This is a genomic window from Streptomyces sp. NPDC002926, assembly GCF_053591755.1.
In genome coordinates this window covers 17,647-30,233 of the sequence record NZ_JBSFUK010000009.1, presented here as the reverse complement: position 1 = coordinate 30,233, position 12,587 = coordinate 17,647, and the positions used below count along the sequence as shown (strand labels likewise).

General features: G+C 71.1%; 13 protein-coding genes. 7 read left to right on the top strand and 6 right to left on the bottom strand.

Annotation, left to right across the window (positions count from 1 at the left end; translation table 11 throughout):
- Positions 1–101: 101 nt before the first annotated feature.
- Positions 102–371, bottom strand: a complete 270-nt coding sequence (locus ACWDZ6_RS17070; protein ID WP_366729715.1) for a hypothetical protein — start codon at positions 369–371, stop codon at positions 102–104.
- Positions 372–447: 76 nt separating this feature from the next.
- On the bottom strand, positions 448–1,470 hold the full coding sequence (locus ACWDZ6_RS17065; RefSeq protein ID WP_451503491.1) for a LacI family DNA-binding transcriptional regulator: 1,023 nt from the start codon (positions 1,468–1,470) through the stop codon (positions 448–450).
- Between the two features lie 332 nt (positions 1,471–1,802).
- Between ACWDZ6_RS17065 and ACWDZ6_RS17060 the strand changes: the two genes are divergently transcribed.
- From ACWDZ6_RS17060 to ACWDZ6_RS17050, 3 genes are all read left to right on the top strand, one after another.
- The gene (locus ACWDZ6_RS17060) at positions 1,803–2,021 is read left to right on the top strand and encodes a hypothetical protein (RefSeq protein WP_451503490.1); all 219 of its coding nucleotides are present in this window, start codon (positions 1,803–1,805) and stop codon (positions 2,019–2,021) included.
- 73 nt (positions 2,022–2,094) lie between these two features.
- Positions 2,095–3,531, top strand: a complete 1,437-nt coding sequence (locus ACWDZ6_RS17055; protein WP_451503489.1) for a flotillin family protein — start codon at positions 2,095–2,097, stop codon at positions 3,529–3,531.
- A gap of 68 nt (positions 3,532–3,599) precedes the next feature.
- The gene (locus tag ACWDZ6_RS17050) at positions 3,600–4,082 is read left to right on the top strand and encodes a type II toxin-antitoxin system PemK/MazF family toxin (protein ID WP_366729966.1); all 483 of its coding nucleotides are present in this window, start codon (positions 3,600–3,602) and stop codon (positions 4,080–4,082) included.
- Here ACWDZ6_RS17050 and ACWDZ6_RS17045 read toward each other — a convergent pair.
- The gene (locus tag ACWDZ6_RS17045; protein ID WP_451503488.1) at positions 4,067–4,900 is read right to left on the bottom strand and encodes a TIGR02452 family protein; all 834 of its coding nucleotides are present in this window, start codon (positions 4,898–4,900) and stop codon (positions 4,067–4,069) included. The genes ACWDZ6_RS17050 and ACWDZ6_RS17045 overlap by 16 nt on opposite strands.
- A 126-nt stretch (positions 4,901–5,026) precedes the next feature.
- Here ACWDZ6_RS17045 and egtA point away from each other — a divergent pair, with 126 nt between their 5' ends.
- Genes egtA through egtD form a run of 4 tightly spaced genes read left to right on the top strand, consistent with a single transcriptional unit; the run spans position 5,027 to position 9,328 of the window.
- On the top strand, positions 5,027–6,301 hold the full coding sequence (gene egtA, locus ACWDZ6_RS17040; protein WP_451503487.1) for an ergothioneine biosynthesis glutamate--cysteine ligase EgtA: 1,275 nt from the start codon (positions 5,027–5,029) through the stop codon (positions 6,299–6,301).
- A complete protein-coding gene (egtB, locus tag ACWDZ6_RS17035; protein ID WP_451503486.1) occupies positions 6,298–7,614 on the top strand; it encodes an ergothioneine biosynthesis protein EgtB in 1,317 nt (438 codons plus the stop codon). The genes egtA and egtB overlap by 4 nt, the downstream gene beginning before the upstream one ends.
- Positions 7,614–8,369, top strand: coding sequence for an ergothioneine biosynthesis protein EgtC (gene egtC / locus ACWDZ6_RS17030; protein ID WP_451503485.1), 756 nt, complete (start codon positions 7,614–7,616; stop codon positions 8,367–8,369). Before egtB ends, egtC begins: the two co-directional genes overlap by 1 nt.
- Positions 8,366–9,328, top strand: coding sequence for an L-histidine N(alpha)-methyltransferase (gene egtD, locus ACWDZ6_RS17025; protein ID WP_366729708.1), 963 nt, complete (start codon positions 8,366–8,368; stop codon positions 9,326–9,328). Before egtC ends, egtD begins: the two co-directional genes overlap by 4 nt.
- Here egtD and ACWDZ6_RS17020 read toward each other — a convergent pair.
- From ACWDZ6_RS17020 to ACWDZ6_RS17010, 3 genes are all read right to left on the bottom strand, one after another.
- The gene (locus ACWDZ6_RS17020; RefSeq protein WP_366729707.1) at positions 9,223–10,092 is read right to left on the bottom strand and encodes a lysophospholipid acyltransferase family protein; all 870 of its coding nucleotides are present in this window, start codon (positions 10,090–10,092) and stop codon (positions 9,223–9,225) included. The two genes, egtD and ACWDZ6_RS17020, sit on opposite strands and share 106 nt — an antisense overlap.
- Positions 10,089–10,916: a GNAT family N-acetyltransferase gene (locus ACWDZ6_RS17015; protein WP_451503484.1), complete on the bottom strand. Its 828-nt coding sequence runs from the start codon at positions 10,914–10,916 to the stop codon at positions 10,089–10,091. The genes ACWDZ6_RS17020 and ACWDZ6_RS17015 overlap by 4 nt, the downstream gene beginning before the upstream one ends.
- Positions 10,917–11,096: 180 nt before the next feature.
- A complete protein-coding gene (locus ACWDZ6_RS17010) occupies positions 11,097–12,347 on the bottom strand; it encodes an extracellular solute-binding protein (protein ID WP_451503483.1) in 1,251 nt (416 codons plus the stop codon).
- Positions 12,348–12,587 lie beyond the last annotated feature (240 nt).

The window sequence follows — 12,587 nt, the reverse complement described above, 5'->3', positions numbered from 1 at the left end:
CGCTGTCAACGGCCGGAGGAACCGCGGTCGACGGCCGGAGGAACCGCTTGTCAACGGCCGGAACAACCCGCCGGGACGCGGCCACCGGCAGTGGCGGGATGTCAGGTGTCCCGCGCGTCGAGAACTCTCGCCGAGAGCCCGTAGTCCAGCTCGAACCCGTCCACCAGCAGCGCCTCGACCGTGCGCGTCGCCGGATCGATGTCGGCCTCCAAGCCGTCGCCCGCGTAGCGCGGGTACCCGGAGGATCCGTACTCGCCCGTCGCGGCCACGACCGCCGAGCGGATGGCACTCCGGGCGAGCGATGCCACATCGTCGCCCTCGATGTGCTCGGGCACCAGCAGGATCTCGAAACGCTGCGGATCAGTACTCATGCAAGCGACGCTAGACACGCCCCGCCCGGCCCGCATGTCGTTCTTGGCGGACCGGACGACGTCCTCGCACGCGGGGTCAGCTGGACTCGCGGTGGACGGCCCGCGTCACCATCAGATCGTGCCGCTCCGGCTCGGCGCCGGGGTCGCGTACGACCCGGTCGACGAGTTCGGCCAGGCGCTGACCGGTGACCAGGTCGATCTGCACCGTGCTCAGACGCGGCCGCAACAGCCTGCCCAGCAGCAGATCGTCGGCGCCCACCACCGCGGTCTCCCGCGGGACCTCGATGCCCGCGTCCTGGAGGGCACGCATCAGGAGCATGGCGTACTCGTCGTTGTAGGCGTAGACCGCGTCGAGGCCCAGTTGCCGCCAGCGGGCGGCGAGAGCGCCGGCCGACGCCTCGTCGTACGCCAGGGACAGCGGCTCGATCCGGGCGCCGGTCCGCGTGGCGGCCTCGGTCGCACCCAGGAGCCGGGGTTGGGAGAAGAGCTTGCGGCCGGGTTCCTCCGGCATCACGACACCGATGTTGCGGCAGCCGCGGCCGATCAGATGCGTGGCCGCGCAGCCGCCGATCTCCCGCTGGTCCATGACGAGGGAGTGAGCGCCCTCGACGCGTTCGGGTCCCAGTGTGATGACGGCCTTGGCGCCGGAGCGTTTGAGGAGGTCGACGCCCTGCGAGGTGAGCGCGACCTCGCCGAGCGAGACGACCGCGACGGGCCTCAGTTCGGCCCAGGCGCGGGCGGCCTCGTCGCCCTCGAGACCGAGGCTGCCGTACTGGACGACGGTGTAGTCGAGACGGCGCAGCGCCCACTGCAGTTCGTTGAAGAAGCGGTTGTAGAGCGGGCTGACCGAGACATGGGCGGTGGGCAGCAGGACCATCCGGGTGTGCCCGGCGCGCAGGCTGCGGGCCGCGGCGTGCGGCACATAGCCCAGTTCCTCGGCGGCCTCGCGAACCCGCCGCCGGGTGGGCTCACTGATCCGGACGGCCGAGGTGTTGTTGAGTACGTACGAGACGGTGGCGCGCGAAACTCCGGCCAGCCGGGCGACATCGGCACTGGTGGGGACAGGGCGTTCTGCGGACTGCTTGGGTGTCTGGCTCATCGCCCTCGGCATCCTTCCAGACCAGTTCCGCACCGGATTTCGCGGATGGCCGGAAACGAGTGCCGCACCGCGTTTACACGAGTCATCACCACCTGTCGCACGGCTTGCCGCGTCACCTCCCTCCGGATACCGGGCCCCGCGCCGGGAGCCCGGTCCCCGGTTCGCCGGCCGCCGCCGGGTATCAGGGGGCCGACCGGGGCAAACACAGCCGACGGACACCACCGTGCGGCTGCGCACCGCCACTTGGGACGAGGAGGACCGCGTCACGAAGGGCTTCATGACCTCGCTCGACGGCCGGTCCGTGGTGCTCCCGCATGGGTAGGCTCCGCACCATGGACGACGAGTCGATGGTGGGGCTGCTCGGGCGGGTGACCGGCACGGTCGGACCCGGGCTCGTCGGTGAGGTCATCGTCCGTATCCGCGGCGGCGCCGAGCACTTCCTCGCCTATCCGGCCTCCGCGAAGGAACGCATAGAGACCGGCACGGTGGTGACGGTGGTGGAACATCTGCCTCCGCGCACCGTCTATGTGACGTCCGCGTACGGCAGTTGAGACCCGTCCCGATCAGGAGGACACTCCCCGGTCATCCGGTGCCGGACGGCACCGGGCGAAGGGGGCTGTGCCGATGGTCGTCGGCGTCGCGGCGGGACTCGTACTCGCTGCCATCATCATCCTGATCGGTCTGTTCAAGCTCATGTGGCGAGTCGCCGAGCCGAACGAAGCGCTGATCATTTCTGGCTCCACGCACCGGACCGAAGGTCTTGGCGAGGGCATGGGGTTCCGTATCGTCACCGGCCGCGGAACGCTCGTGCTGCCCGGCATCCAGGCGGTACGCAAGATGTCGCTGGACCTCAACGAGACCGAACTGTCCGTGGACTGCGTGACACATCAGGGAATTCCGCTGAAGGTACGCGGGGTGGTCATCTTCAAGGTCGGTGACGACTTCGTGTCCATCGCCAACGCCGGGCGCCGGTTCCTCGATCAGCAGAAGCTGATGGCGGAGCGCGTCCACAATGTCTTCGCGGGCCATCTGCGGTCCATCGTGGGCGGGTTGACGGTCGAGGACATGATCCGCGACCGGGAGAAGCTGACCGGTCAGACGCGGGCGGCGTGCGGCACCGAGATGGAGAAGCTGGGCCTGATCGTGGACTCGCTGCAGATCCACGAGATCGAGGACCCGACCGGTTACATCAAGAATCTCGCGGCACCGCACGCCGCCGCGGTGCAGCGGGACGCCCGCATCGCACAGGCGGAGGCGAACCGGCGGGCCACAGAGGCCGAGCAGCAGGCCGCGGCCCGGATGTCGGAGGCGACCAGGGACAGCGAGATCCTGCAGGCCGGCTATCAGGCGGAGCGTGACAAGGCGTCGGCGAAGGCGAAGCAGGCCGGCCCGCTCGCGGACGCGGCCGCGCGTCAGCAGGTCGTGGTCGAGATGACCCGGGTCGCCGAGCTGGAGGCGCACCGTCGCGAGCAGCAGCTCCAGGCGGATGTGCGCAAGCCCGCGGACGCCGCGGCGTACGAGAAGCGGACGCTGGCCGAGGGCGAGCGCGACGCCCGTATCTCCGCGGCGCAGGCGGCGGCGAAGGAGACCGAGCTGGCGAGCGCGGCGAAGGCCACGGCGACCCGGGTGACCGGTGAGGCGGAGGCCGCGGCGAACCAGGCGCGCGGGCTGGCGGTGGCCGCGGCGGTGAAGGCCAAAGGTCTGGCGGAGGCCGATGCCATCAAGGCACGTGCGGCCGCGCTCGCCGAGAACCAGGAAGCCGTCGTCGCGCAGCAACTGGCCGAGAAGTGGCCGGAGATCGTCGAGGCGGGCGCCGGAGCGTTCAGCAATGTGGATCACATGATCCTGCTGAACGGGGCCGACGGGATGTCGGACATGTTCGCGAAGGCACTCACCATGGGCGGTACGGGTCTGGGTCTGGCACGCCAGCTGCTGTCGGGCATGAACCACAACGGTGGCCAGAACGGTGGCCCGAGCGCTGTGAGCGGCGCGGTGAACGGCGTGGTGCCGCCCGCACCACGCACCGAGAAGATCCCGGTGACGGACGACCCGAAGAACTGAGTCCCGCCGGGTAACGGCACCCGCCCTGTGGATCGGACCGCACAGGTCCTACCGTGTGGCGGGTGACGATCTTCTCCGGCGCAGCGGGCGCCTCCGATGCATCCGACGCCTCTCACGGCCCCTCGGCCCTTCCCGGCAGCAGCGGCCCCGCCGCCACCGCCGAGGCCGATCCCACCGAGGTGGGCCCGGTCCGCACCTCGTACGCTCCGGATCGCGACGGCGATCCCGATCCCGGCGAAATCGTCTGGACCTGGGTGCCCTTCGAGGAGAACGACGGTCGCGGCAAGGACCGGCCGGTGCTCGTGGTGGCCCGTGAGGCGGCCGGCACGCTGCTGGCCGTACAGCTCTCCAGCAAGCGCCATGACCATGACCGCGAGTGGGTGGCGATCGGTGTCGGGCCGTGGGACCGCGCGGGACGCGAGTCCTGGGTCGATCTCGACCGGGTGCTGCGGGTGCACGAGGACGGTATGCGCCGTGAGGCGTGCGCGCTGGACCGGCCGCGTTTCGACGCCGTCGTACAGCGGCTGCGGGAGCGCTACGGCTGGAGCTGACCGGCGAAGGTGCGCCGGAAGGCCTCGAGTACCGGCCCGTCGGCCGTACGGTCCAGCACCGCGAAGACGACCTCATCGAAGTGCCCTGCGAACCGTCCGCTGCCGCTGAGCAGAGCACGGAAGGCGCCGGCGACCTCCGCGGGGTCGTTACGGAAGACCCCGCAGCCCCAGGCCCCCAGCACAAGGCGCCGGTAGCCGCCCGCCACGGCCGTCTCCAGGACCCGTTCGGCCCGCGCGGCCAGGGCCGCCGGGATGCGGTGCGCCCGGTCGGGGCTGCGGCTGGTGATCACTCCGGCGTTCGGCGCGGGCGAGGTCAGAAATCCCACGGTGTACGGCGCGTCCAGCAGCCGGCCGCGGTCGTCGCGGAAAACCGGGACGCCGGGCGAGTGGATCACCCGGTCGGTGTAGAACGGGTCGCGCTCGGCGCGGTGATGCTCGTAGAACTCCGGTGCGCGCAGCAGTGTGGCGTAGAGCGCGGAGGCGCGGCAGAGCGCCTCCTCCTGAGCCTGTGCGCCGTTGAGATAGCCGCCGCCCGGGTTGCGCGCGGAGGCGAAGTTCAGGACGGCGACCGGCGCCGGGTCCGCGGCCGTCAGCCGGCGGGCCGCTTCCGTGCTGCTCTCGGCCGTGACCTCGAAGGCTGTCGTACGGTCCGTGTCGGGCGTCACCCGAACGGCCTCGGGCCCGTACATCCTGGTGCCCGCCAGGGCGGCGGTCACCGCACGCCCGATCCGGATCTCGCGTCCGTCGGACCCGAGGTAGTTGCCCGTATCGACGATCGCCTCGGTCTGCTTCGCGATCCCCCGCAGTCGTGCACTCATGGGGGACATCGTCAGTGACCGGCGACAGACGCGGCAAGCGTATTTCCGACTGCCAAGGGCACTCTTGTGCGAAGCGGCGGCCGTGGCCTTAGGTTGGCAGAGTGCCTTCTACAGGAGGATCCGATCATGCAGCCACCTGATGCCGGCGACTACAGCCGGCCGATATCCGAGGATGAAGCGGAGGACCTGCTCCGATGTATTTGCTTCAAGAACGGCCCGCCTCGCACCGTGGGTGTGGAGGTGGAATGGCTCGTTCTTGACCTGTACCGACCCGAGCGCCCGGTCCCGGCCGACCGCCTGACAGCCGCCTTCGACCAGGTACGTTCCCTGACCCTCAACTCGGCTCTCACCTTCGAACCAGGCGGCCAGCTGGAGCTCAGCTCGCCACCCGCCGCCTCCCTGATGGAGTGCATCGACTCCACCGCCGCCGATCTGGACGCCGTACGCGCCGCGCTCCGCCCGGCAGGCCTCACTCTCACCGGACTCGGCCTCGATCCCTGGCACCCGCCGCGCCGGATCCTCCATGCACCTCGTTACGACGCCATGGAGGCGTTTCTCGACCGGACGGGTCCGGCCGGCCGCGCCATGATGTGCAGCTCCGCCTCCGTCCAGGTCTGCCTCGACGCGGGCCACGAGGAGCCGGGACCGCTCGGGCACGGCAGGCGCTGGCAGCTCGCGCATCTGCTGGGCGCGGTGCTGATGGCTGCCTTCGCCAACTCCCCCGCACGGGAGGGGCGCTACACCGGCTGGCGATCGACCCGGCAGGCCGTGTGGGCCGAGCTCGATGCCGCGCGGCCGGTGACACCGCCTCTGGACATGGAGCCGCGCTCCGCCTGGACCGCCCACGCTCTCGACGCGCCGGTGATGTGTGTCCGGGCCGCCGACAAGCCGTGGGAGCTGCCGGAGGGACTCTCCTTCCGGCAGTGGATGCGCTCAGGGGTGCCGCGTCCGCCGACCCGGGAGGACCTCGACTACCACCTGACCACGCTGTTTCCACCTGTGAGACCGCGCGGCCATCTCGAGCTGCGCATGATCGACGCCCAGTCGGGCGAGGACGGCTGGATGGTGCCGCTCGCTGTCACCACGGCCCTGTTCGACGACGCGGAGGCGGCGGAGACGGTCTATCGCGTCGTCAAACCGCTGGCGGAGACGGCGGGTCCGCTGCCCGCGCCGCGCAATCCGCTCTGGGTGGTTGCCGCCCGGGACGGACTGGCCGATCCCGAGCTGCACGCGGCCGCGGTGACCTGCTTCTCCGTCGCGCTGGAGGCACTCCCCCGGATAGGCGCGTCGGACGCCGTGCGGGAGGCGGTCGCCGCCTTCAATGAGCGCCATGTCCTGCGGGGCCGATGTCCCGCCGACGATCTGCGCTTCCCCTCCCTCGGGAAGGAACTCCGGACATGACCGAAGAACTCCGGCGGCGCGCGCTCGACGCGCTGACCGCCGCCAGAGCCCGGACGGCCACACTCACGTCGTGCGTCGACGACCATGAACTGACCGCCCAGCACTCTCCGTTGATGTCCCCCCTGGTCTGGGACCTGGCGCACATCGGCAACCAGGAGGAGCAGTGGCTGCTGCGTACGGTCGCCGGGCGTGAGGCACTGCGGCCCGAGATCGACTCCGTCTACGACGCCTTCGAACACCCGCGCGCACTGCGGCCCACGCTGCCGCTGCTGGCCCCGGCCGAGGCGCGTGCGTACGCCTCCGACGTACGCGGCAGGGTCCTGGACGTCCTCGACCGCACTCCGCTGGAAGGCGGGCGTCTCGTCGATGCCGGCTTCGCCTTCGGGATGATCGCGCAGCACGAACAGCAGCACGACGAGACCATGCTGATCACCCATCAGCTGAGGAAGGGGCCGGCCGCGCTCAGCGCGCCCGAGCCGCCCGCGGGCAGCGTCGAGGGGATGCCGTCCGAAGTCCTGGTCCCTGGCGGCCCGTTCGCCATGGGCACCTCCACCGAGCCCTGGGCGCTGGACAATGAGCGGCCCGCGCACCAGCGTCTCGTACCGGCGTTCTACATCGATACGGTGCCGGTGACCTGCGGCGCGTATCAGGCTTTCATCGACGACGGCGGCTATACCGACCACCGCTGGTGGGCGCCCGAGGGCTGGGACCAGATCCGGCAGCACGACATCGCCGCACCGCTGTTCTGGCGGCGTGAGGGCGGTCAGTGGCTGCGCCGCCGTTTCGGCGTGACGGAGCCGGTGCCGGCGGACGAGCCGGTACTGCATGTGAGCTGGTACGAAGCCGATGCGTACGCCCGCTGGGCGGGACGGCGGCTGCCCACGGAGGCCGAGTGGGAGAAGGCCGCGCGGCATGATCCGGACGCCGGCCGTTCGCGCCGCTTCCCGTGGGGCGACCAGGACCCCACGCCGTCTCACGCCAACCTCGGTCAGCGCCATCTGCGGCCGGCTCCCGTCGGCAGCTATCCGGACGGTGAATCACCGCTCGGCGTACGGCAGTTGATCGGCGATGTGTGGGAGTGGACGTCGAGCGACTTTCTCCCGTATCCGGGCTTCGCCGCCTTCCCGTACCGCGAGTACTCCGAGGTCTTCTTCGGGGGCGCGCACAAGGTACTGCGCGGCGGTTCGTTCGCCGTCGACGCGGTGGCCTGCCGTGGCACCTTCCGCAACTGGGATCTTCCGGTGCGCCGCCAGATCTTCTCCGGGTTCCGCACGGCGCGGGACGCGGCTCCGCAGGAAGGCGGCCTCGCCTGATGTGCCGGCATCTCGCCTTTCTCGGACCCGCGCTGCCCCTCGGGCAGTTGCTCGTCGAGCCCTTGCACGGGCTGTACCGGCAGTCCTGGGCGCCACGTCACCAGCGGCACGGCACGGTCAACGCCGACGGTTTCGGGGTCGGCTGGTACGCCGAGGACGATCCCGTTCCCGCCCGCTACCGGCGTTCCGGCCCGATCTGGGCCGATCTCTCCTTCGCCGACCTGGCCCGCGTGGTGCGCAGCGGGGCACTGCTCGCCGCCGTCCGCGACGCCACCGAGGCGGGCGCCGACGGCGAGGCGGCGGCCGCGCCGTACGCCGCCGGGCCGTGGCTGTTCAGTCATAACGGCGCGGTCCGCGGCTGGCCGGGCTCCCTGGAACCGCTCGCCCTGACACTGCCCGCGGGCGAGCTGCTCTCGCTCGAGGCCCGCTGCGACTCCGCGCTGGTGTGGGCGCTGGTGCTGCACCGGCTGCGCGACGGCGACGAACTCGGCCAGGCGCTGGCCGACACCGTCCGGGAGGTCGCCGCGGCCGCTCCGGGTTCCCGGCTCAATCTGCTCCTCACGGACGGCGAGACGATCGTGGCGACCGCATGGGGCGACACGCTCTGGTATCTGGCCGAGCCGGGCCGCCGCACGGTCGTGGCCTCGGAGCCGTACGACGACGATCCGCACTGGCGCGAGGTTCCCGACCACAGCCTGCTGGCCGCGACCCGCTCCGATGTCCTGCTGACCCCGCTCAAGGAGCCGACCGCGTGAGCCCGTTCCTGCTGACCCGAACCCTGCCCGAGGACGCGACGGACGCCGCCCTGCGCGCGGATGTGCTGCACGGCCTGACCCGTACGCCCAAGACTCTGCCGCCGAAGTGGTTCTACGACGCCCGCGGCAGCGAGCTGTTCGAGGAGATCACCCGGCTGCCCGAGTACTACCCGACGCGAGCCGAGCGGGAGATCCTGGCCGCCCGCGCATCCGAGATCGCCGCGGTGAGCGGGGCACGCACGCTGGTGGAGCTGGGCTCCGGCTCCTCGGAGAAGACCCGGCATCTGCTGGACGAGCTTCACACTCTGCACAGCTATGTGCCGGTCGATGTGAGCGAGAGCGCCCTGACGGGCGCGGCTCAGTCGCTGCTCGCCGAGCGGCCCGGGCTGAACGTCCATGCCCTGATCGCCGACTTCACGCGCGGCCTCGCGCTGCCCGGCACCCCGGGGCCGCGGCTCGTCGCCTTCCTGGGCGGCACGATCGGCAATCTGCTGCCCGACGAGCGCGCCGTGTTCCTGCGCTCCGTGCGGTCACTTCTCGCACCCGGCGACACCCTGCTGCTCGGCACTGATCTGGTGAAGGACGAGGAAGTCCTGGTCAGGGCGTACGACGACGCGTCCGGGGTGACGGCCGCGTTCAACAAGAACGTGCTGTCCGTCATCGCCCGGGAGCTGGGCGCGGATGTCGACCCCGCCGACTTCGACCATGTGGCGGTGTGGGACCGCGAACAGGAGTGGATCGAGATGCGGCTGCGGGCCCGCTCCGCGCTGACCGTGAAGATCCCCGAGCTGGATCTGGCGGTCTCCTTCGCAGCGGGCGAGGAGATGCGTACGGAGGTGTCGGCGAAGTTCCGTCAGGAGGGTGTACGCACCGAACTGGCCGAAGCCGGGATGGAATTGACGCACTGGTGGACGGATACGGAAGGCAGGTTCGCGCTCTCTCTCGCGACGGCGCGCTGAGCCGCGCGGGCCAGTGAGCGGCGGTCGGGGCAGCTCCCCGCGGGGATGACCGGCAGCAGCCGGATCTCCGCGGTGAGTCCGCCGGCCGCCGCGACCCGCCACAGGGAGGCGGCCAGCGGGTCGTCGCCGACGAACGCGGCCGCTCCGGTGGGCAGATAGGTGATGCGTACGGGCTGGACTGCGGCGCCCGCGTCCAGCGCGGCCTGGAAGACGGCGGGCCGGAATCTGCCCTGACCGCGTCCGCACCAGGTGGACCCTTCGGGGAAGGCTATGACGCGTGCCCCGCCGCCGAGCGCAGACGCCATCTCGCGGACGGTGGCGGGCAGGGCACGGAGCCGGTCGCGCTCCAGGAAGAGAGTGCCTCCCCGGGCGGCGAGAGGCCCGAGGACGGGCCAGCGCCGCACCTCGGTCTTGGCCAGCATCCGTCCGGGCAGGGCCGCCGCGATCAGCGGTATGTCCAGCCAGGAGATGTGGTTGGCAACGACCAGAGAGGCCCGGGGGCCGTGCGGCCTGCCGACGATCCTGACGCGCACGCCGAAGGCGCGCAGCACCGCACGCGCCCAGCTCCGGGTCATGACGTCCCGGACCCGGGCGCCGAACAGCGCGCCGAGCAGCGCGGCCAACGGCGCGAGCAGCAGACCCGCCACGACGGCCAGCGTCCCGGCCAGCAGCCGGGCAGCCGCCCTGAGCGCCCCGGCCGCCGGGCCGTGGTGTGTCGCGCAGCCCCGCGGGGTGCAGGGCGCGGTGGGCAGCCAGACGCTCATCGCACCGGGGCGAGGGAGAGGAAGTGCCGCAGGTATCGGGGGTTGGTGCGGCGCAGTGAGAGCAGGACGTAAAGGTCCGCGACACCGAAGTCGGGGTCGTGGGCGGGCGCTCCGCAGACCCAGGCGCCCAGTCGCAGATAGCCGCGGAGCAGGGCGGGCAGCTCGGTGCGCCCGGCGGGCCGCTCGACGGAGTCGGGGTTCCAGAGCTTGTGGGGCGTGACCCAGTACTCCTCCGGGGCGAGGTTCTTGGCCTTCACGGTGTCCCAGGTGGCGGCCGCGAGGGTGCCGCCGTCGGCGAGCGGGATCGAGCAGCAGCCGGCCAGCCAGTTGTGTCCGGTGCGGACCATGTAGCGGGCGAGTCCGGCCCAGATGAGCGCGATGACGGCGCCGTTGCGGTGCAGGGGGTGGACGCAGGAGCGGCCGACCTCGACGAGGTCGTCGCGGATCGGGGAGAGCCTGGCGAGGTCGAACTCGCCCTCGGAATAGAGGCGTCCGGCGACCCGGGCGCGGTCGGGCGGCAGCAGCCGGTAGGTGCCGACGACCTCACCGGTGTCCGCCTCACGGACCAGGAGGTGGTCGCAGTACGCGTCGAAGGCGTCGATGTCCAGGCCCGGCTCCGGGCCGTCGAGCCTGGCTCCCATTTCCCCGGCGAAGACCTGGTGACGCAGCCGCTGTGCGGCCCGTACGTCCTCCTGGTCGCGGGCGAGGGAGACGACATAACGGGGCTGGTCGGTTTCCTGGCCGGGAACGGGGAGGGGCGAAGGCAGGGACGCGGAGAGCTGTGCGTGGAGAGGGGCGGGGACGACGGCTGGCGATGCGGTCATGGCGGCCTCCTGTGCCGGACGGTGAGGGACGGACCGCGGGTGCGGCGGCCCGGCTCCTTACTTCTTCCGTGGCCGGCTGGATTCGACATGACCGCTCGGCGGAGAGGGGATGTGCGACGGCTGAATGCCGGGGAATGCGGTGCCACCGAGCATGCACAGACGGTAGGGACGGCGGCCGGCTCAGTGGGGCGCGAGCGCGGCGGTGATGCGCTCGGACGCGGCTCGCGCCGCCCGTCCGGGCTCCTTGCCCTGGAGTACCGCCGTCATGTACGGCTTGATCGGGTTGTCGGCCTCGACGCTCGCCCACTGCGGGGAATTGGGTGTGGCCCTGCCGTGTGCGGCTCCCGCGGCCATCGCCGAGGTGCTCTCCTCACCTGTGAGGACAGCCGCGAGGGTGGTCTTGTTGGGCACGTAGTGCATCGTCCTGGCGAGGTCCGTCTGCCACTTCGCGCCCGCCAGCGCCTTGACGACGTCGACCGCGGCCGACCGCTCGCGGGCGTTCTCCGGGATGATCAGATCGGAGCCGCCGGTGAAGACGGCGCCCGGCCGGCCGGCCGTCTTACCCGGCACGGGGAAGAAGCCCAGCTTGCCTTTGAGCCGGGGATTGCGCTTCTCGATGACGGTGGCGGCGCTCGGCACCGCGATCATCTGGGCGACGTCACCCTTGGCAAAGACGTCGGCCTGCGGGGGTGTCTCCTCGTCCGCGTCCTTGGGTCCTTCGCCGTACGACTGCAGCTTCTTGTAGAACGCCATCCCTCTCAGCGCCGCGGGAGTGTCCAGGGCGCCCTGCCAATCGCCTCTCTCGACGGCCAGTTCCCCGCCCTCGTCCCAGATGAAGCCGGCCAGGCTGTACCAGTCCTGGCCGGAGAGGTAGATGCCCTGGACGCCGCCACGGTTGAGTTTCCCGGAGTCCTCGAGCCACTGGGAACGGGTCGTGGGCGGCTGTTTGATCCCGGCGCCGGCGAAGAGGTCCTTGTTGTAGATGACGACGCGGTTGGCCGCGTACCAAGGGATGCCGTACTGCGAGCCGTTGATGCTGCCCGGCTCCGCGAGGCCGGGCAGCCAGTCGTCGCTGCCGAGGTCTCGGACCGATTCGAGCGTGAGGTCCCACAGTGCGTCGCTCTCCGCGTACTGTGCGACCTGGGTGTTGCCGACCTCGATGATGTCCGGCGCCTTCTTGCTCTCCAGCGCGGCGGTGACCTTCTTGCCGATGCCGGTCCACTCCTGGAAGGTGAACTCCAGCTTCACGGAAGGGTTTTCCTGCTTGTAGGCGCTGGTGAAGCGTTTGAGGAAGTCGTCGGTGACGCTGTCCTTCATCAGCCAGATCCTGACCGTGCGGGTCTCGGATCCGCCACCCGGGAGGAGCCCGCAGCCGCCGACTGCGGCGGCGGAGACGAGCGCGACGGACACGGCGAGTGAGCGGTTCTTCACGAGGGCCACCTTCTGTGTGAGAGCACGGGAGCGTGAACCCGACATGGGGGGAAGCGCGCTCCGCGCTTGCACGGGTGTGGCTGGAGTTTGGTATGTACCAAAGAGCCGGTCAAGACCGGGAAAATGTGACCGGGTTACTTCGGCGGACGGATGCCCGCCCGGAGTGCGCCCCTCCGGGCATGGTCACCGGCCGCCCGGCACGGTGTCCTCGACGGCCGTCCGGCCGCCCGGTTGGGCGGC